This is a genomic window from Exiguobacterium sp. HSB13 (genome assembly GCF_056764755.1).
Genome location: NZ_JBUZOM010000002.1, coordinates 282257 through 306625, shown reverse-complemented (window position 1 = coordinate 306625; position 24369 = coordinate 282257). Strand labels below are relative to the sequence as shown.

Sequence of the window (24369 nt, the reverse complement as noted above, 5' to 3'; positions counted from 1 at the left end):
TGAAACGATCATTCGCCGACAAGTTTCAAACCGATTGTCGCACTTAAGACGAGTCCTATGCAGACCAGACGTTTCCAGTCTTTTGATTCGTTATAAAGCACCATGCTGAGAATCGCACCACCAGCTGCTCCGATTCCCGTCCAGACCGCGTACGCTGTTCCCATCGGTAAACCATTCATCGCAAGTGTCAAAAATAGAAAACTGAGTCCGAATCCTGTTCCCATCAACAGTAGATTCTTCGCATTCTTGTTTTGATTGAACGTATTGATCAAGACGACACCAAACATCTCAAAGATTCCGGCAATGATTAAATAAATCCAACTCATGCTGATTTCTCCTCTCCACTGACTAACTTTAGACCGATGACGCCAACGAGTAAGACAGCGATCAATGCTAATTTCATCACCGAAGCCGCTTGATTGAATAACACGATGTCCGTCACCACCGTCCCTGCTGTTCCGAGACCGACGAAGACAGCATAGACCGTTCCGACCGGTAAATGATTACTCGCTTTAATCAGTACTGTGAAACTGACGATGATACAGATGACTGTCGCAGCCCATTCGAGTGGTGTTGCCGCATGTTTTAATCCGATGACCCAGCCGACTTCAAAACACGCCGCGACGATGATCCCAATCCAATACTTTGCCATAGTAATTGCCTCCTGATAGGTAAATTCAAATGAAAAAGCCCGGGAGCAAGCGAGACGATTCGCTTTACTCCCGGGCTTTTATCCCTCCGTTGCATGGACAAACGTCCATGTTCCTCCCTCGGTCCAGCCGTACGGAACCCTAGAGGATACTCCCTATTCCATTCGATACAACCACCCTAGCACGCCCTTTTTCCCATGTCAAACAGGAATCCGTTCCCCATCTGTCAAATAGAATCAAAGTGACTTCATCTGAAAGAGGAGGATGCTGCATGCGTTATAAAATCAATGATCAACTTCGGATTCGTCGTTTTACACCAGAAGATGTAGAAGCCGTTCACGCCTATGCCTCACAACCCATCGTCAGTCAATTCCAGTCATGGGGTCCGAATACCGAAACGGATACGAAACAATTCCTACATGATGCGCTTGAAAGTGAACTCGAGACACCAAGACGTCGGTATGTTTTTGCCGTGACGTTTCCGAGTGACGTCGTCATCGGTGCCGGTGAACTCGTCATCACAGACGTTGAAAATAAAATCGCCGAAATCGGATACGTCCTCTCACCCGATGAATGGGGGAATGGATATGCGACGTCGATTGCCTCTTTCCTTCTCCAATTCGGTTTCGAAAAACTAGAATTGCACCGAATCACAGCGACGTGTGATCCGCGGAACGTCGCTTCTGAGCGAGTCCTGCAAAAAGTCGGCATGACGAAGGAAGGACAGCTTCGCGAGACGGTCTATCTCGAAGACCACTGGCGCGATTCCTTGATTTACGGCATGCTTGACTGGGAATGGCAAGTGGATCACGAAGAAGATAACTAACATATGACTTCAAACGGTGTGCTGAGGCATACCGTTTTTTTATGGACAATCTCCTATTTTTTTGATTTTTATCAATTTTTAAACAAGCGCATGCTACACTATCCATAATGACAAATTTTAAGAATTGGAGTGAACCTCTTGATGAAAAAATGGACTGCTCATGTTGCTGGACTTGCCGCAACGTTGATGTTGAGCTCGGTTTTACCCGCACCCGCTTTCGCTGAATCGCCACCTGCTCAACCGACGGTAGAAACACAAACAGTCACCGAGACGACCGGGATAGCTTATTTGAACGAGGATGCTGCATTGCTACAAACGACTGATTCCGCAACGGTCATCCAACAACTACCAGCAGGAACCACACTGAAGACGCTCGGTACGGACGGTGACTTTACCCGTGTCAGTTGGCAAGAAGGCGCTGCTTATGTCGCAACAAACGCGTTAACGCAAACAGCACCTGTCTTTCAAAAACAAGCAACGCTGATGTCAAAAAGTCCACTCTCATTAGCGGCTTCACCATTTGATCCAACTGTTGTGACGACACTTCCCGCCTATCAGCGAATCGATACATACGGTACCTTCGACACGTTCACGCGTCTGAAATGGAACGAGCAATACGTTTACATCCCTACAACACAACTCGAGCAACTTCCGAAATCGACTGGAACACGGTACGCCAAACAAACGACTTCCCTTTTCGTTGAACCGAAGACGACAAGTACGAAAACAGCCGTCACTCAAAATCAAGCGTTCGAAACGTTTGGTACGACGGGTAGCTTTACGCGCGTAGCGACTAAAACCGGTTATGCGTTCATTCTAACGACCGAATTAGCAAATGCGCCGGTCGAAAATTACCCGGAAACGGGTCTGCGTTATGCCAAACGAGCGACTTCCCTTTTCGTTGAACCGAAGACGACAAGCACGAAGACAGTCGTCGTTCAAAATCAAGCGTTTGAAACGTTCGGTACGACGGGTAACTTTACTCGCGTGGCGACTAAAACCGGTTATGCCTTCGTATTGACGACTGATTTAGCAGATGCACCGGTCGTGAATCATCCGGAAACAGGGCTACGTTACGTCCAACAGCAGACGACGGTCTATGCTACTGCGACGACGAAAGGAAAAGTCGTACAATCGCTTCCTGTGAATACTTCGCTTCAGACGTACGGAGTCGAGGGTTCGTTTACACGGATTAAACGAAACGACGAGTATGCCTATGTGTTGACGGCACATCTCGGTACGTTGAAATACTATCCGAAGACTGCACGCCTCTACGTTCAGCGCGCTACACCGATCTATTCGGATGCCAAAGCTTCCAGTCCTGTCTTGAAGCAACACCAAACGAATACGTTGCTGACGGTATATGGTACAAGCGGTGCCTATAGCCGGATCATCTTCCGAGGAGCTCATGCTTACGTCAAGACAGCCGATCTCGGTAGCGGAAAAGTGTATGCAGCAACCGGAACACGATACGCGAAACGCAATCTATCTGTTTATACGTCGGCTTCGACGAGCAGTAAAACAGTTTATACTGTTAAACGAGCTGATCAACTGACGATTTACGGAACGAGCGGTAGTTACACACGCTTGAAAAAAGGATCAGTCTACGGTTACGTCAAGACGACGGATCTCGTCACGAAAAAACCAGATTTGTATGACGTCACTGGTCAACGTTACGTGACAGAGGACGATGTCGTCATCCGGTCGCAGTCAAAACTATCGGGTAAAAAAATCGGCACGTTGAAAAAAGGCGCTACGATTTCGATATACGGAAAAAGCGGTTACTATACGCGCGTCAAATATAAAAATGCGTTCGGTTTCGTCGATTCGAGTCGCATCGGACTGAACAAGCCGACGGCAAAAGCAAAAAAAGGCACGACATTTTATGTCCATCTGGACCAGACGCCACTCTTCTCTGCCGACGTTGCTTACAGTCGCCCAGCTGCCTATTTGAAGAAAGGGACGAAATTAATTGGTCTAAAATCAATTGATGATGACTTTTGGCAAGTCCGCCTAGCAAGTGGTCAAACGGGTTATGTCCTCAATCCTTACATCAACACAAGTAAACCCGATATGAGCCTGACGCAAAAAGCAATCGACCGGGCGAAAATCTATACCGTCAAACAGACGACGTCCTTCTTTTCGAGTCCAACCAGTCCAAAAGGCAGCGGACTCGTTGAGCAAGGCAAACGTGTTTATCCGCGTCACCGTGTCGGAAACTTCTATGTCATCCAGTCCGGCTGGACACCTGTTTATCTTCCAGTCTCAGCTGTGACGATCACGTCCGATAAACGGGTCGTTCAAAAGAATAATACGCGTGGTGAAAAGCTGATCCAAGCAGCCGTTCAACATATCGGCACACCATACACATGGGGTTCACAAGATGCCGTGAACGGTGGTTTTGACTGTTCCGGTTTGATTCACTATGCGACAAACAAGGCTGGAAAATACGGTGGTCGGACAAACGTTCGTGGCTATTGGTACGGTGCGTTCTTTACGAATCGTCGGACGAGTATCTCAAGCGGGAAACGCTCGGATATCGTTTTCTTCCAGAACACCTACACGGATGGTCCATCGCATATCGGGATCATGCTCGATAGCGAACACTTCATCCATGCGGGCGGTTCACAGCTTCAAATCAACTCGATTTACGAACCACGTTGGCAGGAGCATTTCCTCGGCTTCAAATCGATGTAATAAAAAAGACGAATCCGTCGACATCGACGGGTTCGTCTCTTCTTATCACAACACGTCAGAATGTCATCTCGACGTATTTCGTCACTTGTCGATCCATCAAGTATAACTCGATCTGTTCACGGTAAGCTTTATAGTGGTCGGATGCGATATGCGCTTCAAGCGCCTCTTCATCCCGATACACTTCATACAGCATGAATTGATGCTCATCCTCGATCGATTGGTGCAAGGAATAGCGCAAGCATCCTTCCTCTTTTTGTGCGGCATGATAAACCGTTTCTAAAATCGGAAAGACTTGATCCGCGAGTCCTGCTTTAATTGTAAGTACAGCGTTGACGACGATTTCTCCCATGTTTCATTATCCCCTTTCGTGATTACCTGTATCTGTACCCATTTTCACGAAAAGACACACGTCAAAGGAGCCTGAAGATGCAAACTCAACTTTTTGAAGCACTTGAACAATTCGAACCCACGATGATCGCGTTACGTCGTGATTTTCATCGACATCCGGAACTCTCTTTCCAGGAAGTCCGCACACCAGAACGGATTGCAAACTTTTATGCGGAGCAGGGCATCCCTCACGAAACAGCCGTCGGAGGTCGTGGTGTCGTCGCGACGATCGAAGGCAAACAACCTGGTCCGACGATTGCTGTTCGTGCGGATTTTGATGCCTTACCGCTTCAAGAAGAGACGACGCTTGCCTTCCGGTCGATTCACCCTGGTGTCATGCATGCATGTGGACACGATGGGCATACGGCGATGGTGATGGCCCTTGCTGCTACACTCTATCCATTACGGAATCAATTGCAAGGAACGATTCGAATCATCCACCAGCATGGTGAAGAGGTCTTTCCCGGTGGCGCGATCCAAATGATTGAAGCCGGTGTCCTCGAAGGCGTCGATGCGATCTTCGCGACACATCTCGAAAATGATTTACCGGTCGGTACGATCGGTTTTCGAGAAGGACATACATTATGCGCGATCGATGAATTCGAAATCATCGTTCACGGTCAAGGTGGGCATGCCCATGCACCGCACAAAACAAAAGATGCGCTTGTCGCCGGTGCACAACTGGTCTGTAACCTCCAACACCTTGTCAGTCGACGGGTCGATCCGTTCGAACCCGCTGTCCTTGCGATCGGGTCCTTCCATGCGGGAACGGCTCCGAACATCGTCACAGGTGAAGCACGCATCGTCGGGGAGATTCGGACGTTCAACGAGACACTACGACATCAGCTCCGACAAGAAGTCGACCTTATCGCCAAAACAACGTGTGCCGGCATCGGTGCCACCTATTCGATTGACTTCACGACGGGTTACCCGGCGCTTTGGAATCATCCGGACGAGACAAAACTCGTTCAGGAAGCCGCTTCTTTCTTACCGGAAGCATCTGTCCGGTCACTCACACCGATGATGGCGGCGGATGACTTCGCACATTACTTAACGCACGTACCGGGTAGTTATTTCTTCACCGGCTCCGGATATACGGACGGTCGCGTCAATCATCCACAACATCATCCGCAGTACGAGATCAACGAACAGGCGTTGTTGGTTGGTGCGAAAACACTCGGAGCGACCGTTTTACGTGCCTTGAAACCTAAGGATTGACTTTATTTCTTTGTGAATGGTATCATCACAACAATGATAACGAATGACATCAACTTCATATACCCTTATCAAGAGTGGACCGAGAGATCTGGATCGATGACGTCCCAGCAACCTGCGCATAGCAAGGTGCTACGACCAGCAAAGCGAAAGCTTTGGTTGATAAAAAGCGGCGACTCCTTTTGCAACCAAGCGAAGGAGTCGTTTTCGTTTTTCTCGCTGTCAGACATACAATGGGAATTTCCCACGGAGAGGAAGATACGGATGGAAAAAGCAACATTTGCAGGTGGATGTTTTTGGTGTATGGTGACACCGTTTGAAGAATTACCAGGAATCGAGGGAATCGTATCAGGTTACATGGGTGGACACGTCGATCACCCGACATACGAGCAAGTTAAAACAGGAACGACAGGACATCTCGAAGTCGTTCAAATCACGTTTGATCCGAGTCTGTTCCCGTACGAGCGTCTGCTCGAACTCTACTGGCCACAAACGGATCCGACGGATGCAGACGGTCAGTTCCAAGATCGCGGCACGCAGTACGCACCAGCAATCTTCTATCATACGGATGCTCAGCATGAAGCAGCGATCGCTTCTCGTGACGCTCTTGTTGCAAGCAATCGTTTCAAACAACCGATCGTGACGCGGATCGATGCCGCTTCTGAGTTTTATCCAGCGGAAGAGTACCATCAAGACTTCCATAAGAAAAATCCAGAACACTATAAAAAAGATCGTGCTGCTTCTGGTCGCGATGCCTTCATCGAGCAAGAATGGAAAGATACGACGACGGTCTAATCACCTCGAACCATACACAGTAGCTGAGACTGATTTCAAGCATCTCGTTCTTCCCCTACTTTTCAGTAGAAAGTGGAGGATGACCGAGATGTCATTGGAGTCAGTTTTTTGTATGTAAACCAACTGCTTTGTCCTTTGCGTCACCCTTGCATAAATTTGCAATCGTTTACAAATGAAGTCTTTTGTTTTACGGTTAACAAAAATTAACCGGTTAAAAAGGAGATGATTGGATGGAACAAAAAGCGATTCATATACTGAACAGCTATGAACAATTGAAGGTGATCAGTGATCCATTACGAACAAAAATTCTTATGTTTCTCGTCGAAAAACCGCATACGGTGCATCAGTTAGCCCACTTGCTGACGTTATCCCGCGCGAAGGTCCTTTATCATGTACGGGAACTTGAAAAGCATGACTTAATTCGCCTCGTCCGGACAGAAGAACAGGGCGGCAACTTGTTGAAATATTACCAAGCGATTGCCCGAGGATACATTCCTGCTGATCACCTTCTGAACTTCGTCGAGACAAAAGAGGCGACTCGGCAGTCGTATCTTGAGGTACTCGACCGGGCAAAGACACGCGTCCTTACGGCTCCGACAGCTGCTTTTGCTCCCGTATCTTCGAACGTTGAGGACTGGATGAGCTTATCGCTTCAAAAGGAACTAACGATTTCTGAAGCCGACTTTCAGCGATTTGCTACAAAATATCGTGCTTTATTAGACGAGTTCACACAGTCTCCACCTGACGAAAAAGATCAAAAGCACTTTTACATCATGACGACTGCTTTTGCAATTGATGAACCACTGTTTGAGAATGACGAGGTTTAAATCGGAGGTGCCCCATGCTACCTGTTGAAATGGATATGCAACACTCGCTGTTTAAAAATCGATCCTTTTTATTTTTATGGGGGTCCGGTATGTGCTCTGCCCTTTCGTTATCGATGTATCTGTTTGTTGAACAATGGTATGTCATCCATACGTTAAACCAAGCGTCCTATCTCGGATTCGTTCTCATGGCTACCTTGTTACCTCGTATTTTTCTCATGTTGTTCGGTGGCGTCTTATCCGATCGCTATAAACGTTCAACGATCATGCGTATCTCAAGCGGTCTACGGATCAGTTTTATTCTTTGTCTCCTCGTGTTACTTCATACCGATCAGCTTACATTACTGACGATTTTAGGATTCGCCTTGCTGTTTGGTAGTGTGGATGCATTCTTTTCGCCGGCGAATGCTTCCTTACTGCCTACACTCGTTCCAAAAGAACAACTCACTAAAGCCAATTCACTGATTCAGACATCTAATCAAATCGCCCTTTTTTCAGGTCCGGTTCTTGGTGGGGTCATCCTCAGCTATTCTTCTTACTCGCACGTTTTTCTTGTGATTTTCGGGACACTCTGTCTGACGCTTTTCTTCACGTATGGTATTCGTGAATCTAAGATCAAGCGATCGCTTCAACATTCAGCGCTCTTTGAACTAACAGAAGGGTTGCATTACGTCTTTCACTTTCAGCAACTCAAGCAGACACTTTTTCTTATCATCTGTGTCAATTTCTTTTTCTTCGGACCACTCCTACTCGGAATTCCCTTACTCGTTCATGATGTGCTTCAAGGAGACGCGATGGATTTAAGTTACATGCAAGGTGCTTATCAGCTAGGAATGCTCGGAGGGGCGCTCTGGAGTGGTTTTGCGCAGACGAAAGTACGTGGGATTACCTCATCGGTTCGATTGATTGGCGCATTAGGTCTGCTTCTCTTTCTACTTAGCCAAGCCCAGCAGATCTTGTTGTACCTGATCATTCTGTTATCACTTGGTGTCCTTTCTTCCATCATCAATATTCGCTTCATTACGTTCATCCAGTCTCAGTGCGCGGAACAGACGATGGGACGTGTCATGAGTGTCGTCAACGCAGCTTCAAACGGTCTCGTTCCATTGTCTTACGCACTCCTCTCGTTTTTACTGTCGTTTCACGTTTCGATCACGACGATCATGTTGTACAGTGGTCTTCTTATCCTTGTTTTCTCACTCTATTTCAGAAAACGTATTATTCAAGTAGAAGACTAGTCAAAAAAGACAGTGGATTGAAATTCCACTGTCCTCATTCTGCATTCGATTATTATGAAACACGTTCTACCTGATCCTTCGCCTTCTCTTCCGGCGCCACGACTTGATACCGCTTCAAGACGAAGATCCCACATACCATGACGGCGAGACCGATGAGCTGACCGAACGATAAATCAATTTGTGGTAAACCGAACCAACCGAACGTATCGACAGCGAGTGCAAAGCTTAACTGCGAAATCAGAACGACGGAAATCGCGACGGATGGACCAAGCAACTGAATTCCACGCATGACACAAAAGACGACACCAACACCGACAAGTCCACCGAACCAATAGAGTGGAGATACGTTTTGGATCTGTCCGATCGTTCCACCACGAAACAGGACATAGGTGACACTTGCTCCGACGAAGCCGACGAAGAAGACCAGCGTCGTCGTCGCCCATGCACCAAACGCGTCACTCATCCGAGCATTCAGTACCGTCTGTAAACTGATCAACATCCCTGCCAACACGGCACACACGATGCCCATTACCATATTCGTTCCTCCTTACTCATAGCTGTTACCGTTCGCCTTCTCGCGAATTCTTTCCAAATCGACGATGATGATTTTCCCGCGTCGTCGAACGAGAATCTCTTCTTCACATAATTTCGTGATGATCCGGTTGAGATGGCGATAACTCGTTCCAAGCCAGTCAGCGACGTCATGCAGGTTCGACGTCCGCATCTCCTGATAAAATAAACTGTCACTGGCTTCAGAAGCGATTGACAACAAATATCCCGCAAATCGCTCCTCGACGGTATACAACACATGGTGCGACGCTGATTTCGAGTCGGCATACCACTTCGCTGTGATCGTCCGTAATAGGAACTGCAGAAAGACGTTCGTCGTATTGTGCTCGCGTAAAATCGCATACGGCACGCTCAACACCTCAACATCGGTCACTGCTTCGACCGTATTCAACACTTCCCGTTCATTGATGAATTCGGCGTCACCAATCACCGTCAGAGGTGTCTTGAATCGCAGAATCCGTTGTTTCCCTTCTGACGAGGCAGCAGAAATCTTAACCTTGCCTGCGACGATGAAGTACATCCGGTCGATCGTCGCCCCTGTCGTACAGAGGAGTTCCCCTTTTTGGAAGGTTTCTTGACGCAACCAAGTGCGCGTCTCTTCCGTCAAAATCGTATCCAGTCCATACTGTTGAATGACGGTTTCCATGTTCATTCCTCCCTTTAGGCAAGTGAGAAAATCGCAACTCCCGCAAGCATGAGACCCACACCAACCCACTGACCACGATTTCCTTGTTTTTTTAAGACACCGAACCATCCTTTTAAATCAATCAGAAAGGCACATAAAATCTGTGCGACGAGTAATAGACACATCGCCCATGTCATCCCGAGTTTTTGGATTGCTGTCAGTTCCGTTACGACGACTAGCACACCAATCAAACCACCGCTCGCATAAATCCACGGTAACTGACGGAAGCCACCGATTTTCCGGTCTCGTACGAAACTGTAAATGGCTAAACAACCTACCAGACCCACAAAGTGGACGATTAATACGGACAACCACGGTCCGACGCCTGTCGCAAGGCGCGCATTGAATATGCCTTGCAGGGCGATGAACAGACCGCTCATCAAAGCAAACACGACTCCTTGCACGTCATCTCCTCCTTTAATCTCTACACTAGAGTAGACCTTACTCGTGCCCCACTTGAAAAGGACAAATGTCCCATTTTCAAAAAAACATGAAAAAACCCGCTTTCCACAAGTAGAATCACGGGTCCATCAGTATGCTCATGTCGTAAAACGAGTCGTCGTTTGTTTCAGCTGTTCCTCCGCTTCCGCCATCATGCGCGTAAACAACTCCGCAACCGTCGGCACATCATGAATCAATCCGGCAACCAGTCCAGCGTTGACATACCCTTTCTCCTCATCGCCCTCAAGAGCACCTCTGATATGATACGACTCATTCGTCTGATCGAGAAAAGCAGCAGGTGTCTCTGCTGTGAGTCGCTCAACGTAAGGACCATCAAGGACACGTCGGACGAATCCGACGGAACGTCCGATGATGCGTGTATCGGTATCGGTCGCCTCCATTAAGTGCGCCTTGTATGTCGAATGAACCTTCGCCTCTTCCGTCGCGATCAACCGTGTTCCGAGTTGGGCGCCAGCCGCACCAAGTAACAGAACAGCTGCCAGTCCACGACCGTCACCGATTCCACCCGCTGCAAGGACGGGAATGTTGACCCGATCGACGAGCTGCGGAATCAAGGTCAGCGTCGTCAACTCGAGCGGTGAATTGATGCCTGCCGCTTCAACTCCCTCCGCTACGAGTACATCTGCACCTGCCTGTTCTGCCTTCAATGCCTGTTTGACCGAGGCGACGACGGCGATCGTTTTGATGCCGGCAGCTTGAAGTCGCTCTATGTACGGTGCCGGGTTTCCGGCCGACAAGGAGACGATCGGGATCTTTTCTGTAATCGCGAGATCAATCAGTGCTTCCGTATAGGGAGACACCCGAATCGCGATATTCAAAGCAAATGGTTGATCCGTCAGTATTCGTGTCTCGTGGATCCGCGACGCCACTTCATCGACCGACAATGTCCCGCATCCGAGCGTTCCGAGTCCTCCGGCATTCGACACCGCTGCCGTGAGTGCCGCATGACTAATGTTACCCATTCCTCCTTGAATCAAAGGATACCGAATTTTAAAGAGCTCACAAATCGGAAACATGTCTTTCCTCCGTTCTCACCTTCACTCACATGCTATACTGACATGGAATGAATAATAGTTCATCTTATTATAGAAACGAGGTCATTCTGTTATGAAAATTCCGTATCAATCGATTCATCCGAACGTCGCCTCCGATGTATTCATCGCTCCTGGTGCTTATCTGATCGGGGACGTGACGGTCGGTTCCGAGTCTACCGTCTGGTTCAACGCTGTCTTACGCGGTGACGAAGGACCGATTACGATTGGGAAACGATGCAGTATCCAGGACAACGCGACGATTCATCTATATGAAGGGGCACCCGTCGTCATTGAAGATGAAGTGACGGTCGGACATAACGCGATTTTACACGGTTGCAAAATCGGACGTCGTTCGATCGTCGGAATGGGTGCAACCGTTCTTGATCACGCAGACATCGGTGAAGAATGCATCATCGGGGCGAATACGTTAATTCCATCAGGAAAAGTTTTCCCACCCCGTTCGCTGATCATCGGCTCACCCGGTAAAGTCGTGCGTGAACTAACAGAAGCAGATCTCGCGATGATTCAGGAGTCGATTGATTCTTACGTCGATAAAGGATATGCCTTCCGAAACATCCTCGCAGAATCAGCTGAACAGAATACATCTGAATGACACGAATGCGGGGCGGATCAACTGATCCGTCCCGCTCTTTCATGTATTGTTCTTATCGCTCCGCAAACAACGGGTGTTCCGCTGCGTCGTACGAAGCACTGCGTTGTGACACATCGTGCGTCTCTTCAAAGATTGATTCGAAGAACCGACTCGCTGGCTGTGCGAGCAATCGGTAATACTGTTCGAACAAGAGCGCCGCATGGTGTCCGCTCCAAGCATCTGGTAACAGTTCCTGCGGTAATCCCGGATCCGTGAAAAGGAACTTCCGGTACTCATGCACAAGCATCGTCCGTTCGACGAAACACTGTTCATCCGTCATTTCTCCGAGTTGGAGCTGACTCTGATGGACGATGTATTGCCGGCTGTAATCCGTGATGAACGTCTCGTAACGTTCCTGCAATTCCTCTAGCGGAAACGCACGCTCGACGAGGGATTGGTCCTGTTTTGGACCATGGTATTCACCGACAAAGAAATCGACATACTCTTCGATTTCGTATGCTTCGATCAATCGTTCCGCCTCTTTTTCAAGCGGGTTCGGTGAAATCCAGACCCCGTTCGATAAGTTGCCAAACCCACTCCACGTCAGTTCTTTGCGGAGCTCATCGCGAATCTGCCGCTTATCCTCAGGAATCGTGTACATCAGCGTCCGCCACTTCCCGTCCCAGTCGTGCGGTGTTGATTTATAGATTCGGCGCGCGGCTTCCTCCATCCGCTCCACTCCACGTGGCGTCAACGAATAGAAACTTTTGCTTCCTTGCTTCTCAGAGACGAGCCAGCCTTGTTTGACCATTCGGGATACCGCGACCCGAACGGCTTGTTCGTTATGTCCGAACTCTTTGACGAGTCGAATTAAACTCCCGACCCAGATGTGATTGCCGTAATGCCGGATATAATCGCCGTAAATCGTAAAAATCATTGATTGGGTGTTCGCACTCATGGTATTCACTCTCTCTTCAGTCGTTCATAGTGTGTATCGTTAGTATACGGGTTATTTCAAACGTCGACCATCCTCATCTTCCTTCAAAGCGTGGTGCCCGTTTTTCAGCGAAGGCTTGTAGCGCTTCCTGACGATCTGCGGTCGGGATGACGACTTCATAGGCTTCCGTTTCGAGCTGTAGTCCTCGTTCGAGCGAGACATCCCGCCCTTGATCAATCGCTCGCTTCGCTTGACGTAAGGCGATGGGACCGTTTTGTAACATTTGATTAGCAAACTCAAGACACGTCGTCATCAACGCTTCCCGGGCGACGACAGCGGTCGCGAGTCCGTATCGTTCTGCTGTCATCGCGTCGATTTTTTTTGCTGTGAAGATCAATTCCTTCGCCCGTGTCTCCCCAATCAGTCGCGGCAAGCGTTGTGTTCCGCCAGCCCCAGGAATGATTCCGAAGCTAGTCTCCGTCAACCCGACGAGGGCATCCTCGACGAGAAAGCGGAAATCACAGGCAAGGATCCATTCAAAGCCACCACCGAGCGCGTGCCCATTGACGGCTGCGATTGTTGGTTGCGGCAATTGCGCGATCGACGTGAAGACATTCCGGATCGCAAGGACATTGCGCCGGACTTCTTCTTCGTTTAAATGCACGCGTTCTTTTAAATCGGCACCCGCACTGAATGATTTCCCCGTTCCCGTAAACAGGACGACCCGCGCTTCCGAGTCGACCGACAACGCATCGACTTGTTCCTGCAAGGCGACAAGCGTCGGGTAATCGAGACAGTTTAAACGTTCCGGACGATCAATCCGGACGATCGCGATATAGCCTTCTCGTTCTAAGTGAATCATACGAGTCCCTCCCGATCGACGACGAGGGCAATGCCTTGTCCGACTCCGACACACATCGTCGCGAGACCATACGTCCGGTTCGTCCGGCGCATTTCATGCAATAACGTCGTCAAAATTCGCGCACCACTTGCACCGAGTGGATGACCGAAGGCGATCGCTCCGCCGTTGACGTTGACTTTTTCGCTTGGTAAACCAAGTGCTTCGATACAAGCAAGACTTTGAGCCGCAAAGGCTTCGTTTAACTCGATCTGATCGAGCTGTTCGACCGTCAACCCTGCTCGGTAGAGAACTTTTTTTGTCGCGTCGATCGGTCCGATCCCCATGATGGCCGGTTCGACCCCTGCTGTCGCACTCGCTCGATAATACCCGAGCGGTGTCAAGCCGAGTTCGTTTGCTTTTTCTTCACTCATCAATAACAGCGCCGACGCACCGTCGTTGACGCCAGATGCATTCCCCGCCGTCACGGTACCGTTCGGGAATAACGGACGAAGCGTCGACAGTTTCTCACGCGTCGTCTCAGGACGGGGATGTTCATCTCGGTCGAAGACGCTGACGTTACCTTTCCGGTCCGTCTGCGTGACCGCAACTAGTTCCTCAGTAAAGCGATTTGCCTCGATCGCTTGTTTTGCGCGTTGTTGGCTCTCAAACGCAAAGTCGTCCTGCGCTTCGCGCGAGATGCCGTACTGACGGGCGACGTTCTCAGCTGTTTCCGGCATCGAATCCGTTCCGTATTGATCTGCTAAACGATCATTGACGAACCGCCAACCAATCGTCGTATCGTACATCGTCTGATTGCCCCGTGGGTTGGCTTGATCCGGCTTCGCGAGGACGAATGGCGCACGCGTCATACTTTCCGTTCCACCAGCGATATAGATATCGCCTTCACCTAAGGCAATTCCCCGCGCTGCCGCGATGACAGCATCGAGTCCTGATCCACATAAGCGATTGATCGTCGTACCGGCGACTTCGACCGGTAGACCAGCTAGTAGTCCAGACATCCGGGCGACGTTACGATTGTCTTCTCCCGCCTGATTCGCATTGCCGAAAATGACTTCCTCGATCGTCTTCGGATCGACTTGTGGATTACGTTCAAGCAATGCTTCGATGACACGTGCTCCTAAGTCATCTGGACGAACATGACGCAACGCGCCGTTATAGCGACCGATCGGTGTCCGAACGGCATCGATGATAGCGACCCGTTTCATGATGTCACCTCGCGATTCGTATAATCATAGACACCACGACCTGTTTTACGACCGAGTCGACCCGCTTTGACATACTGTTCGAGTAGTGGTGCTGGACGGTATTTTTCGCCGAGCTTCTCATGCAGATACTTTAAGTTATGGAGTCGAGTATCGAGTCCGACCAAGTCCCCGAGTTCGAATGGTCCCATCGGATAGTTTAAGCCGAGTTTGATCGCTTTATCGATCTCTTCCGGTGTCCCAAGTCCTTCTTGTAACATGTAGAATGCTTCGTTTCCGACGAGCGCACTGATCCGCGAAGTCACGAACCCCGGAAACTCGCGGATGACAACCGTTTCCTTCTGCATCTGACGCGCCACCTGCTCAAGAGCTGCAACCGTCTCATCCGACGTTTCAAGACCACGAACGAGCTCGATCAGTGGCATCAGATGAACCGGATTGAAGAAATGCATCGCCATGACTCGGTCCGCCCGGTTCGTAAAGGACGCGATTTCCGTCGGACTCATCGTCGACGTGTTCGTCGCAAAATAACAGTCCGGTCGTGCATGTGCTTCTAGCGTTTCAAAAACCTGCTGTTTGATGCTGAGTTGTTCCGGTACCGCTTCAATGACGAGATCCGCTTGTTGTGCAGCCGTTGCCAAATCCGTCGACAGACGCAGCCGATCGAATAGTCCCTCGACCTCATTCGCGGACATCTTCCCTCGCGTGATGCCTTTCTCCGCGATACGTTCGAGTTCTTGATAGGCACTTTCAACATACGCTTCTTTGATATCAACGAGTGTCACCTGAAATCCGCGGTGTGCGGCAACATACGCAATGCCACGTCCCATGACGCCGGATCCGACGACGACGATTTGTTCTACCATCTGATTTCCCCCTTATCCCCTGTGCTGTTAAAAAAGGCTGGACTTCCCGACGGAACTCCAGCCTTCCCTCTTGCTTATAGTCCGAACGGATTGAGTGGACGACTGCCGTAATACGACAAGATACTCTTCGTTTCTGTGTACAGATCAAGTGTTTCGATACAGAGTTCACGACCGAAGCCCGATTGTTTATAGCCACCAAACGGTGTACCCGGGAAGGCAGAGAACGGACAGTTGACCATGACGATGCCGGCTTTGATTTGATTGGCGACACGTGTCGCTTTCGCGCCATCTTTCGTCCAAACAGCTGAGCCGAGTCCAAACGATGTATCGTTTGCTAGACGAATCGCTTCTTTTTCATCTTTAAACGGCATGACGACGACGACCGGTCCGAAGATTTCTTCATTGACGGCTTTCATCTCGTGTGTGACGTCGGTGATGATCGTCGGTGCGTACCAGAAGCCTTTTTCGTATCCTTCTGGTGCTGAAGCATGACCGCCTGTGACGATCGTTGCGCCGTCCGCTTTCGCCGACTGGACGTATCCATCGATGACATCGACTTGTTGTTGGTCAATGATCGCTCCAACGTGTGTTCCTTTATCGAATGGGTTACCGAGGACGAGTTGTTTTGTCTTCGCGACGAACTGTTCCATGAATGCTTCGTAGATCTCCTCGTGGACATACAGGCGCGAGCGCGCTTCACACGATTGACCACTGTTATAGAAGATTCCGAACAACGAACCATCAACGGCTGCTGTCACGTCTGCATCTTCAAAAACGATGTTCGGTGATTTTCCACCGAGTTCGAGTGTGACTCGTTTCAATGTCTCCGACGCACGTCCCATGATGTCTTTTCCGACTGGTGTCGAACCCGTGAAGGCGACTTTATCGACGTGAGGATGTTCGACGAGATGGTTGCCGATTTCGCGTCCAGATCCCGGGATGACGTTGACGACACCTGCTGGCACACCAGCTTCTAGACAAATCTCACCGAGAATGATGGCTGTCAATGGAGTCAATGTCGCTGGTTTGACGACGACCGAACAACCGACTGCGATCGCTGGTGCAACTTTCCAAGCTGCCATCATCAATGGATAGTTCCACGGAATGATTTGCGCACAAACACCGACCGCTTCTTTTTCTGTGTAGTTATGAAATTGTCCCGGCACGTTATTGACGACACCACGATGACCGACGATCGCACCTGCGTAGAATTCAAAGTCTTCAATTGCTTGCGTGACTTGTCCTTGCGCCGCAGCCAGTGATTTCCCTGTATCGAGAATCTCGAGTTCGACGATTTCGTTGAAGCGGGAGCGCATGATGCTCGCAATCTTATTTAAGATTTGCGCGCGGCGTCCGACTGGCCACATCTTCCACTTCCCGTGATCAAACGCATCCCGTGCCGCTTGAACGGCACGATCCGCGTCTTCCTTCGACGCTTTGGCGACTTCCGCGATTACTTCACCGGTCGCCGGATTATATGTTTTGAACGTCTCGCCTGTTGCGCCCTCGACCTGTTCGCCGTTGATGAGCAAGTGATAGACGGACCGTTTCATTTCAAGTGTTTTTTCATGTACTGTCGACATTGTATTCACTCCTGTTCCTGTTGATTGAAAATCGGTGATCGTTTTTCGAGAAACGCTTGCATGCCTTCTGTTTGATCGGCTGTCGCGAACAAGAGATAGAAGTTACGGCGTTCGTGCTCCATGCCATCTTGTAACGATAAATCGATGGCTTTGTTTGCCGCATCCTTGATCAATCGTAACGCCATGCTCGGTTGGTTCGATAACCGTTCTGCCATCGCCAGCACCGTCGCTTCGACGTCAGCCGTCACCCGGTTGATGATACCGAGTCGCTCCGCTTCCTCTGCCTTCATCCGGTCACCGGTGAAGAGCCACTCGAGCGCCCGCGTCCGACCGATACATTTCGTCAAACGCTGCGTTCCGCCTGCTCCCGGCATGACGCCGAGTCCGACTTCCGGGAATCCGAACTGCGTCTCCGGATCGGCGTAGATTAAATCACAAGCGAGTGCCAGTTCGAAGCCGCCGCCAAGGACGAAGCCGTGGACACCTGCGATGATCGGCTTTTTGATTCGGCTGATCCGGTCCCAGTCCGCGAACGGATCGAGGAGTTCCATCGAAATCGGTGTCGCTTCGAGCATCTCCTCGATATCGGCACCTGCTGAAAACGATTTTCCGTTTCCCGTCAAGACGATGACCGTCACCCGATCGTCGCGGTCAAACGCCTCCATCGCCTCGACGATTTCCCGGACCATCGTCCGGTTCAGCGCATTGTATCGTGCCGTCCGGTCGAGGCGAATTCGACCGATCCGACCAACCGTTTCCGTCTTAACGTACTGTTGTATCGGCATGGACATCTTCACCAATCATCAATGTGACGAGATCCCCTGCAAAGCTCATCAAGTCTTTCCCGGATGCTTTTCCTTCGAGCGAACGCATACCTGCTTGCATCGCTTCCTGACTTTCATAGACCATCTCGCACATCAAGTAATACTTTCCGTCTCCGCCCATTGGTGAGCCGACGATTTTTGTGACGTTCATTTCTTGCAGTCCTGGAATTTTTGCTGTCAATGGACCATGGACCTCAAAGTAGTGCTGATCGAATGCTTCCTTGTTTTCCGGATGTTTGTAAAGTGCGATTAATTTTGCCATATTGATTACCTTCCTTCACATGAGAGTAGAGACGGGTTTCATCGCCTCGAATGGATTTTTACACGATTTACAGTAGAGAATACTTCGACATGCCGTTGGTCCGAATAAGTTTTCCATCGTCACGTACGTTGATCCACAATACGGACAGTCGATCTCCCACTTCCCTTGTTCAAACCGTGGGGGGGCAATGCCGAATGCCTTTAATCCTTGCATGCCTTGTTCCGTGATCCGGTCTGATGTCCACGGTGGATCAAACCGAAACTGGACGTCGACCTGTTCGACGTTCGGAATCACCTGCAAGGCAGATTCGGTGTTTTTTTTGATGATTTCAAGCGCCGGGCAACCGAGAAACGTCGGGAGAAGCGTGACGCGCACTAGGTAACCCTGCTCCGTCGCTTCCGCGTCCATCGTCTCGACCATGCCAAGATCTAAAATACTGACGCTATCAATTTCCGGATCCTTCACCCCGTTCAGGGCTTCTCGGATCGCATGATGGAGTGTCGTCGTCATGCTTCCCTCTCCTTTCACCACGTCGCTGTCTGATCGATCAAGTAAACTTCTCCGAGCGTTGAAAGCGCGTCATTCAAATCTTCCGTGTGATCGCCGTCCCGCCCGTTACGCGTCATCTGCATTTCTGGAAGCGTCACGTTCAATTCGACGAGTAACGGTGTGATCGTCTGATACCAACGATCGAGTAAAATCCCTTGCCCTTCGATCAACCGCATCTCTTCGATCACTTGACCGTGTTCGCCATAATCGAATATGTCACCGAAGTCATAGAGGACTTTTTCTAGGGCTGCATCCATCTTCTGGCGTGCCGTCTCCGTCGATTGATAAAGCTGAGTGAACCATGTTTGCCAGTGCAGCAAATGATAGTACAGTTCCATGTTGATCTTGACGGCAGCCGTAGCGAGTGGCTCGTAACTGCTCGATTTCAAGGCATCAATCCGGATCTTTTTCGCGACCGTGTAGCAATAGTTCCGCACGACGGCGAATGCCCAGTCATATTCAGGTTTCTCCATGTAGTAGCCAGGTCCGTTGACACGTTCGACGAGAATCGAATTCTTCCGTTCATGTGCTAGTCGGACATGAGCTAATGCATCAGCATTCCCTTCGCCGAGTTCCTCGAGGAGTTGGTAGTACATCGCTGCGTGTCCCATCGAATCTTGTGCGATCGAAGACGAAGCGACATCCTCTTCGATATGCGGTGCGAGTCCGAGCCATTCCGAACCGCGGTACGCGTAGAGGAAATCATCATCCGCGAGTTGATAGAGTAAGGAGGCGAGTGCCGTCCGTTCTTGTTCCGTCATTTGGAGTCGCCTCCTTGCCAAGACATGATCTCTTTTTCATCGAGCATCTGTTGCTCGTAATGCCGCCATTTTTTCTTCAAGTAGCCGTATCCTTTCGTCGTCCGGTAGTCCTTATTATCAAGACGTTGCAACATCTGCTTCTCATCCGGTGACAAACCACGGATATCTTCGCGTTTGACGACCCAGATGTCGACGACCGGTTCCCGGCGCATAAAGTTTTCTTGTGCCATCAGTAGCGCCATCTCCTTATTCGGAGCGAGCAAGCTGAATTGATGGGTGAACGCCGCGTTCGGCGTCCGTTTGCTAAAGACTTCGAATTCGTGATAAAACGTCTCATTCATCGTGCTTTCCCCTCTCATGCCTTCGTTTCAGCGAGTGCATCCCGTACCCAGGCGTTATTTTCATAAGATGTCCGGCGCAGGTCCAACCGCTCCTTCGAACGTGGTCCTCCCCCTTGGATGATCGTCTTGAATTTCGTCCAGTCTGGTTGTGCATATTCCCATTGCCCGGTCTCTTCATCAAAACGTAACGTCGGATCTGGAATAACGAGTCCAAGAGAACGAATCCGTGGCACGTACTTCGTAAAGAAGTTTTGCCGGAGCTCTTCGTTCGTTTTCGTCCGAATCTTATAGGCGATCGTCACGTCCTGTTTTGATGTCCCGGTCGTCTCTTTCGAGGCTGGTCCAAAGAACATCAACAAGGATTCCCACCACTCGTCCAGTGATTCCTGAATCATCGCCCGCTGTTCCGGTGTTCCTTCTGCGAGTGCCATGATGATCGACTCTCCGTGTTGCGCGTGGAAGACTTCCTCTGCACAGATTCGTTGCAAGGCACGCGCGTACGGTCCGTACGAAGCACCGAGCATGTTCGTCTGCGTGATGATTGCCGCCCCATCGACGAGCCAACCGATCATCCCGGCATCAGCCCATGACCGTGTCGGCATGTGGAAGACGTTATGGAACTTCAATCGTCCGGTGAATAAATCGTCCATCAAATCCCCGCGTGTCTTGCCATATGGCTTCATCAAATCCTCGACGACACGAAGCAACAGTTGCCCGTGTCCCATCTCATCCTGGACCTTTGCCATGATGCCAAGCTTCCGGCGAAGCGATGGTGCTTTTGGAACCCATTCTTTTTCCGGAAGCGCACCCATGATTTCACTGATACCGTGCATCGAAATCAATTTGATTAGCGTATCCCGGTAAAAAGCAGGCATCCAGTCATCAGCTTCAATCTTTTCACCTTGCTCAATCCGTTCCTTGAAGCGTGCTAATTTTTCTTCTTCCGTCAGTTGGACGGGTTCGAACAGTTGTGTTGCATCATACATGCTAGTTCCTCCTTTGAATCAGACGAGTGATGTCGAGCGTCGATCAACGATCCGAACGGCTTTCCCTTCTGATCGTGGTAACCCTTGATGCGGGTGACAGACGAGATCAATGGAAATGAGACATTCCGATTTGATGGCGTCACATATCGAACGCATTTGTCGCTCCGAGATGTTTTCGAATTCGATATGTAGCTCAACGGCATCGAGTCCGGCTTTGCGCACGAGATGGATTTGATAATGCGGCGTCACGTCCGGCTGTTGGAGTAAGACGCGTTCAATTTCAGATGGGAAGACATTAACGCCTCGGATGATCAGCATGTCGTCCGTCCGACCTTTGACACGTGACATTCGTGTCGTCGTCCGACCACAGGCACACGCCTCATGCGTGATCGATGCTAAGTCACCCGTCCGGTAGCGAATAATTGGAAGCGCTTTCTTTTTTAAGCTTGTAAAAACGAGTTCCCCGACCATACCATCTGGTACCGGTTCCCCCGTAACGGGATCGACGACTTCCGTAATGAATAAGTCATCCATGATATGCAGACCTGCCTGCTCCTGACACTCCATCGCGACACCTGGTCCCATGATTTCACTGAGTCCATAAATATCGAATGCCTGTAGATCAAAGGTTTGTTCGAGTGTCTGACGCATCTCTTCCGACCATGGTTCAGCTCCGAAAATGCCGTAACGCATGCTTGTCTTTCGTGGGTCGATGCCTCGTTCGATCATACGTTCTGCTAGTCGTAAGATATAAGAAGGTGTCCCACAGATGCCGTCCGGTCGGAAATCCTCAATCAACGTGATTTGGCGATCCGTATTGCCGCCGGAAATCGGCAAGATCGTCATGCCTAGTTTTTCTGCTCCTGCGTGAAGCCCGAGTCCCCCTGTGAACAGTCCGTAGCCGTATGCATTGTGCAATAAGTCAGCTGACGAACCACCGGCTAAGACTAAGCTGCGCGCCACGGCACCTGCCCAGTCGTCTAAATCTTCTTGTGTGTACCCGACGACGGTCGGTTTACCGCTCGTTCCAGACGAAGCGTGAATCCGGGTGACCTGTTCCCGTTCGACGGCGAATAGCCCGAACGGATAATGATCGCGTAAATCTTGTTTGCGTGTGAAGGGAAACTTCCGTAAATCCTCGATCGTTTGAAAGTCATTTGCTGTCATCCGCAGTGTCTGCAGACGTTCTTGATAGAATGGGACGCGCGTGACGTGCGCCATCGTTTGACGTAATCGCTCCATCTGTAGCTGCTCCCGCATTTGCGCATCCATTGTTTCCTGATGTTGATCGTACATACCTGCACCTCCTCATCATGTATACAATAATTAAACGGTCGTTTATTTTTAGTTATATGTTTAACGTACGATACGTTCACAATGTTGTCAATCTTGTTTTGTTAAATGCTCCCAAACGATTCTCACTTTATCACTTCAACGCACTTTACCAGTAAATTAATTGGCTTATAAAGCTGATTTTCATAATCGAGAGTCTTTTTTTGGAAAATATTTCTGAAATGATTTGCTCATTTTGTAACGGGTTGATAAAATATCGTGTGACAAGTGTTATACTATTTTTGGTAAGACCACTTGATTGAGCGAGGATTCGTTGTAGTGAAGGGGGATCACGATGAAACCAGGTTTAGCTGTCGGGGATACAGCAGAGATTCAAGCGGTCGTCTCGCAAGATATGTTTGCACGGTTCGAAGGTCAATTGGTTCATCCGGCATACTCCACCGTTTCGATGGTCTACCATATGGAATGGGCAGCACGTCAACTCATTCTGCCCTACTTAGAGGCAGACGAAGAAGGCGTCGGGGGTGCGGTTTCGTTGAAGCATCTCGGGATGGCAGCAGAAGGCGCACGATTAATCGTGACCGCTACAGTAACACGCCTCACGGCACGTCGTGTTGACGCCGACATCGAAGTCCGGGATGGACACACGATCATCGGTACAGGGGAAGTCACACAATTCATTTTGGAAAAAAGCCGGATTCAAGAAAAATTACAAAATAATGTTTCAACAAAATGAAAGCGCTTACTTATATTTGATAGAGGAGGACTCTACTATGAACACGTTAAACCCATCTACGAATCCAACGCTCTCGATCATGGAAAAAATCGCGGGTCACGAACAAGTCGTCTTTTGCAACGATCCGGTATCAGGCTTACAAGCGATCATCGCCATTCACGATACGACGCTCGGTCCCGCTCTCGGTGGATGCCGTATGGCGCCTTACGCTTCTGTCGATGAAGCACTTGACGATGTCCTCCGCCTGTCGCGCGGCATGACGTATAAATGTGCTGCAGCTGACGTTGATTTCGGTGGTGGTAAAGCCGTCATCATCGGCAATCCAGCAACGGATAAATCCCCGGAGCTTTTCCGTGCCTTCGGTCGCTTTGTCGATTCGCTTGGTGGACGTTTTTACACCGGAACGGATATGGGCACGACGATGGATGATTTCGTTCACGCTAGTCGGGAGACATCACGCATCGTTGGCATTCCAGAAGCCTTTGGTGGTAGCGGGGATTCATCGATCCCGACGGCTGAAGGTGTCGTCTATGGACTTCGGGCGACGATCGAGACGTTATTCGGTTCAGACGATTTGAGTCGGGCGACTTACGCGATTCAAGGACTTGGCAAAGTCGGCTTCAAGGTCGCAGAGCAACTGTTACTCGCCGGTGCGACGATTTATGTTTCAGACGTCAATGAAGCCGCGCTCGCAGCAATCGTAACTCAAGCCGAAATGGCACCCGGGACAGTTCGCGTCGTCTCACCTCACGAAATTCATCTGACGGATGCTGATATTTTCGTTCCATGTGCGTACGGTGGTGTCATTCACGCTCAAAACATCGCCCTCTTACCGTGCAAAGCCATCTGCGGTTCGGCGAACAATCAGCTTGGGGATGAACAGCTCGCTCACGTCTTGATGGACCGCGGCATCTTGTATGCACCGGACTATATCGTCAATGGTGGCGGATTGATCCAAGTCGCTGACGAACTGTACGGAGCAAATCACGAACGGGTCCTCCTAAAGACGCGTCACATCTATGACGCCGTGCTCGAAGTCTTCAAGGAGTCGCACGCAGAGAACATCACGACGGTTGAAGCCGCGAACCGAATGTGTGAAAAACGGATGCAAATCCGAGCAAAACACAACAACATCTTTACGAATACGACAAAACCAAAATGGGATATCCGTAACCACTGAAGGAGGGACTGA

General features: G+C 49.9%; 28 protein-coding genes and 1 riboswitch. Of the genes, 9 read left to right on the top strand and 19 right to left on the bottom strand.

Annotated elements, in window-relative coordinates; translation table 11 throughout:
• Positions 1-8 precede the first annotated feature (8 nt).
• Together ACZGCQ_RS13305 and ACZGCQ_RS13300 are read right to left on the bottom strand one after the other, a co-directional pair.
• Positions 9-326, bottom strand: a complete 318-nt coding sequence (locus ACZGCQ_RS13305) for a DMT family transporter (RefSeq protein WP_023467016.1) — start codon at positions 324-326, stop codon at positions 9-11.
• On the bottom strand, positions 323-652 hold the full coding sequence (locus ACZGCQ_RS13300) for a DMT family transporter (RefSeq protein WP_481266561.1): 330 nt from the start codon (positions 650-652) through the stop codon (positions 323-325). The genes ACZGCQ_RS13305 and ACZGCQ_RS13300 overlap by 4 nt, the downstream gene beginning before the upstream one ends.
• 269 nt (positions 653-921) lie before the next feature.
• On the opposite strand from ACZGCQ_RS13300, the gene ACZGCQ_RS13295 reads away from it, so the two are divergent.
• Positions 922-1476 carry a GNAT family N-acetyltransferase gene (locus ACZGCQ_RS13295; protein ID WP_023467014.1) on the top strand — a complete coding sequence of 185 codons (555 nt, stop codon included), beginning with the start codon at positions 922-924 and terminating at the stop codon, positions 1474-1476.
• Between the two features lie 141 nt (positions 1477-1617).
• Positions 1618-4173 (top strand): SH3 domain-containing protein, encoded by a 2556-nt coding sequence (locus ACZGCQ_RS13290; RefSeq protein ID WP_481266560.1) that lies wholly within the window; start codon positions 1618-1620, stop codon positions 4171-4173.
• 55 nt (positions 4174-4228) lie between these two features.
• On the opposite strand, the gene ACZGCQ_RS13285 is transcribed toward ACZGCQ_RS13290, so the two are convergent.
• Positions 4229-4522, bottom strand: a complete 294-nt coding sequence (locus tag ACZGCQ_RS13285; RefSeq protein WP_055970186.1) for a putative quinol monooxygenase — start codon at positions 4520-4522, stop codon at positions 4229-4231.
• A gap of 77 nt (positions 4523-4599) precedes the next feature.
• Here ACZGCQ_RS13285 and ACZGCQ_RS13280 point away from each other — a divergent pair, with 77 nt between their 5' ends.
• The 4 genes from ACZGCQ_RS13280 to ACZGCQ_RS13265 all read left to right on the top strand — a co-directional run bounded on the left by ACZGCQ_RS13280 (position 4600) and on the right by ACZGCQ_RS13265 (position 8632).
• The gene (locus ACZGCQ_RS13280) at positions 4600-5778 is read left to right on the top strand and encodes a M20 metallopeptidase family protein (protein WP_481266559.1); all 1179 of its coding nucleotides are present in this window, start codon (positions 4600-4602) and stop codon (positions 5776-5778) included.
• A 62-nt stretch (positions 5779-5840) separates the two neighbouring features.
• A riboswitch (SAM riboswitch) is annotated at positions 5841-5944 on the top strand.
• A gap of 95 nt (positions 5945-6039) precedes the next feature.
• The gene (gene msrA, locus ACZGCQ_RS13275) at positions 6040-6570 is read left to right on the top strand and encodes a peptide-methionine (S)-S-oxide reductase MsrA (protein ID WP_481266558.1); all 531 of its coding nucleotides are present in this window, start codon (positions 6040-6042) and stop codon (positions 6568-6570) included.
• A gap of 230 nt (positions 6571-6800) precedes the next feature.
• A complete protein-coding gene (locus ACZGCQ_RS13270; RefSeq protein WP_481266557.1) occupies positions 6801-7397 on the top strand; it encodes an ArsR family transcriptional regulator in 597 nt (198 codons plus the stop codon).
• Positions 7398-7411: 14 nt separating this feature from the next.
• The gene (locus ACZGCQ_RS13265; RefSeq protein ID WP_481266556.1) at positions 7412-8632 is read left to right on the top strand and encodes an MFS transporter; all 1221 of its coding nucleotides are present in this window, start codon (positions 7412-7414) and stop codon (positions 8630-8632) included.
• 52 nt (positions 8633-8684) lie between these two features.
• Here the strand turns inward: ACZGCQ_RS13265 and ACZGCQ_RS13260 are convergent, their stop codons facing one another.
• From ACZGCQ_RS13260 to ACZGCQ_RS13245, 4 genes are all read right to left on the bottom strand, one after another.
• Positions 8685-9167, bottom strand: coding sequence for a DMT family transporter (locus tag ACZGCQ_RS13260; protein ID WP_029340700.1), 483 nt, complete (start codon positions 9165-9167; stop codon positions 8685-8687).
• Between the two features lie 12 nt (positions 9168-9179).
• Positions 9180-9848, bottom strand: a complete 669-nt coding sequence (locus tag ACZGCQ_RS13255; protein WP_481266555.1) for a Crp/Fnr family transcriptional regulator — start codon at positions 9846-9848, stop codon at positions 9180-9182.
• Positions 9849-9862: 14 nt separating this feature from the next.
• Positions 9863-10291: a DMT family transporter gene (locus ACZGCQ_RS13250; RefSeq protein ID WP_481266554.1), complete on the bottom strand. Its 429-nt coding sequence runs from the start codon at positions 10289-10291 to the stop codon at positions 9863-9865.
• Between the two features lie 135 nt (positions 10292-10426).
• A complete protein-coding gene (locus tag ACZGCQ_RS13245) occupies positions 10427-11365 on the bottom strand; it encodes an NAD(P)H-dependent flavin oxidoreductase (RefSeq protein WP_481266553.1) in 939 nt (312 codons plus the stop codon).
• Between the two features lie 91 nt (positions 11366-11456).
• Between ACZGCQ_RS13245 and ACZGCQ_RS13240 the strand changes: the two genes are divergently transcribed.
• On the top strand, positions 11457-11996 hold the full coding sequence (locus tag ACZGCQ_RS13240) for a gamma carbonic anhydrase family protein (protein WP_481266552.1): 540 nt from the start codon (positions 11457-11459) through the stop codon (positions 11994-11996).
• Between the two features lie 52 nt (positions 11997-12048).
• Here ACZGCQ_RS13240 and paaX read toward each other — a convergent pair whose 3' ends face one another.
• The 12 genes from paaX to ACZGCQ_RS13180 all read right to left on the bottom strand — a co-directional run bounded on the left by paaX (position 12049) and on the right by ACZGCQ_RS13180 (position 22444).
• Positions 12049-12933 (bottom strand): phenylacetic acid degradation operon negative regulatory protein PaaX, encoded by an 885-nt coding sequence (gene paaX, locus ACZGCQ_RS13235; RefSeq protein WP_047391534.1) that lies wholly within the window; start codon positions 12931-12933, stop codon positions 12049-12051.
• Positions 12934-13006: 73 nt separating this feature from the next.
• Positions 13007-13774 (bottom strand): enoyl-CoA hydratase-related protein, encoded by a 768-nt coding sequence (locus tag ACZGCQ_RS13230; RefSeq protein WP_481266551.1) that lies wholly within the window; start codon positions 13772-13774, stop codon positions 13007-13009.
• Positions 13771-14979: an acetyl-CoA C-acyltransferase gene (locus ACZGCQ_RS13225; RefSeq protein ID WP_481266550.1), complete on the bottom strand. Its 1209-nt coding sequence runs from the start codon at positions 14977-14979 to the stop codon at positions 13771-13773. Before ACZGCQ_RS13225 ends, ACZGCQ_RS13230 begins: the two co-directional genes overlap by 4 nt.
• On the bottom strand, positions 14976-15842 hold the full coding sequence (locus tag ACZGCQ_RS13220; protein WP_481266549.1) for a 3-hydroxyacyl-CoA dehydrogenase: 867 nt from the start codon (positions 15840-15842) through the stop codon (positions 14976-14978). The genes ACZGCQ_RS13225 and ACZGCQ_RS13220 overlap by 4 nt, the downstream gene beginning before the upstream one ends.
• 74 nt (positions 15843-15916) lie before the next feature.
• The gene (locus ACZGCQ_RS13215) at positions 15917-17425 is read right to left on the bottom strand and encodes an aldehyde dehydrogenase family protein (protein WP_035399029.1); all 1509 of its coding nucleotides are present in this window, start codon (positions 17423-17425) and stop codon (positions 15917-15919) included.
• Between the two features lie 5 nt (positions 17426-17430).
• Complete coding sequence (locus ACZGCQ_RS13210; protein WP_481266548.1) at positions 17431-18210, bottom strand: enoyl-CoA hydratase/isomerase family protein; 780 nt, start codon at positions 18208-18210, stop codon at positions 17431-17433.
• Positions 18188-18511 carry an EthD family reductase gene (locus ACZGCQ_RS13205; protein WP_023466996.1) on the bottom strand — a complete coding sequence of 108 codons (324 nt, stop codon included), beginning with the start codon at positions 18509-18511 and terminating at the stop codon, positions 18188-18190. Before ACZGCQ_RS13205 ends, ACZGCQ_RS13210 begins: the two co-directional genes overlap by 23 nt.
• A gap of 15 nt (positions 18512-18526) precedes the next feature.
• On the bottom strand, positions 18527-19021 hold the full coding sequence (gene paaD / locus ACZGCQ_RS13200; protein WP_481266547.1) for a 1,2-phenylacetyl-CoA epoxidase subunit PaaD: 495 nt from the start codon (positions 19019-19021) through the stop codon (positions 18527-18529).
• Between the two features lie 14 nt (positions 19022-19035).
• Positions 19036-19821: a 1,2-phenylacetyl-CoA epoxidase subunit PaaC gene (gene paaC, locus ACZGCQ_RS13195; RefSeq protein WP_481266546.1), complete on the bottom strand. Its 786-nt coding sequence runs from the start codon at positions 19819-19821 to the stop codon at positions 19036-19038.
• Positions 19818-20162 (bottom strand): 1,2-phenylacetyl-CoA epoxidase subunit PaaB, encoded by a 345-nt coding sequence (gene paaB / locus ACZGCQ_RS13190; protein WP_023466991.1) that lies wholly within the window; start codon positions 20160-20162, stop codon positions 19818-19820. Before paaB ends, paaC begins: the two co-directional genes overlap by 4 nt.
• A 14-nt stretch (positions 20163-20176) precedes the next feature.
• Positions 20177-21148, bottom strand: a complete 972-nt coding sequence (gene paaA, locus ACZGCQ_RS13185; protein WP_087681930.1) for a 1,2-phenylacetyl-CoA epoxidase subunit PaaA — start codon at positions 21146-21148, stop codon at positions 20177-20179.
• An 18-nt stretch (positions 21149-21166) separates the two neighbouring features.
• Positions 21167-22444: a phenylacetate--CoA ligase family protein gene (locus tag ACZGCQ_RS13180; protein WP_406748599.1), complete on the bottom strand. Its 1278-nt coding sequence runs from the start codon at positions 22442-22444 to the stop codon at positions 21167-21169.
• A gap of 331 nt (positions 22445-22775) precedes the next feature.
• Here ACZGCQ_RS13180 and ACZGCQ_RS13175 point away from each other — a divergent pair, with 331 nt between their 5' ends.
• Positions 22776-23177 (top strand): thioesterase family protein, encoded by a 402-nt coding sequence (locus tag ACZGCQ_RS13175; protein ID WP_214808855.1) that lies wholly within the window; start codon positions 22776-22778, stop codon positions 23175-23177.
• 37 nt (positions 23178-23214) lie between these two features.
• The gene (locus ACZGCQ_RS13170; RefSeq protein ID WP_481266545.1) at positions 23215-24357 is read left to right on the top strand and encodes a Glu/Leu/Phe/Val family dehydrogenase; all 1143 of its coding nucleotides are present in this window, start codon (positions 23215-23217) and stop codon (positions 24355-24357) included.
• Positions 24358-24369: the final 12 nt, after the last annotated feature.

Coding starts and splice junctions, on each gene's coding strand:
- paaD (WP_481266547.1), bottom strand. CDS start 19,021: ATGACGACGACACTCCATCATGCGATCCGAGAAGCCCTGAACGGGGTG.
- ACZGCQ_RS13215 (WP_035399029.1), bottom strand. CDS start 17,425: ATGTCGACAGTACATGAAAAAACACTTGAAATGAAACGGTCCGTCTAT.
- ACZGCQ_RS13180 (WP_406748599.1), bottom strand. CDS start 22,444: ATGTACGATCAACATCAGGAAACAATGGATGCGCAAATGCGGGAGCAG.
- ACZGCQ_RS13170 (WP_481266545.1), top strand. CDS start 23,215: ATGAACACGTTAAACCCATCTACGAATCCAACGCTCTCGATCATGGAA.
- paaA (WP_087681930.1), bottom strand. CDS start 21,148: ATGTATGATGCAACACAACTGTTCGAACCCGTCCAACTGACGGAAGAA.
- msrA (WP_481266558.1), top strand. CDS start 6,040: ATGGAAAAAGCAACATTTGCAGGTGGATGTTTTTGGTGTATGGTGACA.
- ACZGCQ_RS13225 (WP_481266550.1), bottom strand. CDS start 14,979: ATGAAACGGGTCGCTATCATCGATGCCGTTCGGACACCGATCGGTCGC.
- ACZGCQ_RS13255 (WP_481266555.1), bottom strand. CDS start 9,848: ATGGAAACCGTCATTCAACAGTATGGACTGGATACGATTTTGACGGAA.
- ACZGCQ_RS13280 (WP_481266559.1), top strand. CDS start 4,600: ATGCAAACTCAACTTTTTGAAGCACTTGAACAATTCGAACCCACGATG.
- ACZGCQ_RS13205 (WP_023466996.1), bottom strand. CDS start 18,511: ATGGCAAAATTAATCGCACTTTACAAACATCCGGAAAACAAGGAAGCA.
- ACZGCQ_RS13210 (WP_481266548.1), bottom strand. CDS start 18,210: ATGCCGATACAACAGTACGTTAAGACGGAAACGGTTGGTCGGATCGGT.
- ACZGCQ_RS13240 (WP_481266552.1), top strand. CDS start 11,457: ATGAAAATTCCGTATCAATCGATTCATCCGAACGTCGCCTCCGATGTA.
- ACZGCQ_RS13265 (WP_481266556.1), top strand. CDS start 7,412: ATGCTACCTGTTGAAATGGATATGCAACACTCGCTGTTTAAAAATCGA.
- paaX (WP_047391534.1), bottom strand. CDS start 12,933: ATGAGTGCGAACACCCAATCAATGATTTTTACGATTTACGGCGATTAT.
- ACZGCQ_RS13175 (WP_214808855.1), top strand. CDS start 22,776: ATGAAACCAGGTTTAGCTGTCGGGGATACAGCAGAGATTCAAGCGGTC.
- ACZGCQ_RS13290 (WP_481266560.1), top strand. CDS start 1,618: ATGAAAAAATGGACTGCTCATGTTGCTGGACTTGCCGCAACGTTGATG.
- ACZGCQ_RS13300 (WP_481266561.1), bottom strand. CDS start 652: ATGGCAAAGTATTGGATTGGGATCATCGTCGCGGCGTGTTTTGAAGTC.
- ACZGCQ_RS13305 (WP_023467016.1), bottom strand. CDS start 326: ATGAGTTGGATTTATTTAATCATTGCCGGAATCTTTGAGATGTTTGGT.
- ACZGCQ_RS13260 (WP_029340700.1), bottom strand. CDS start 9,167: ATGGTAATGGGCATCGTGTGTGCCGTGTTGGCAGGGATGTTGATCAGT.
- ACZGCQ_RS13220 (WP_481266549.1), bottom strand. CDS start 15,842: ATGGTAGAACAAATCGTCGTCGTCGGATCCGGCGTCATGGGACGTGGC.
- ACZGCQ_RS13270 (WP_481266557.1), top strand. CDS start 6,801: ATGGAACAAAAAGCGATTCATATACTGAACAGCTATGAACAATTGAAG.
- ACZGCQ_RS13230 (WP_481266551.1), bottom strand. CDS start 13,774: ATGATTCACTTAGAACGAGAAGGCTATATCGCGATCGTCCGGATTGAT.
- paaC (WP_481266546.1), bottom strand. CDS start 19,821: ATGACGGAACAAGAACGGACGGCACTCGCCTCCTTACTCTATCAACTC.
- paaB (WP_023466991.1), bottom strand. CDS start 20,162: ATGAATGAGACGTTTTATCACGAATTCGAAGTCTTTAGCAAACGGACG.
- ACZGCQ_RS13295 (WP_023467014.1), top strand. CDS start 922: ATGCGTTATAAAATCAATGATCAACTTCGGATTCGTCGTTTTACACCA.
- ACZGCQ_RS13285 (WP_055970186.1), bottom strand. CDS start 4,522: ATGGGAGAAATCGTCGTCAACGCTGTACTTACAATTAAAGCAGGACTC.
- ACZGCQ_RS13245 (WP_481266553.1), bottom strand. CDS start 11,365: ATGTTTCCGATTTGTGAGCTCTTTAAAATTCGGTATCCTTTGATTCAA.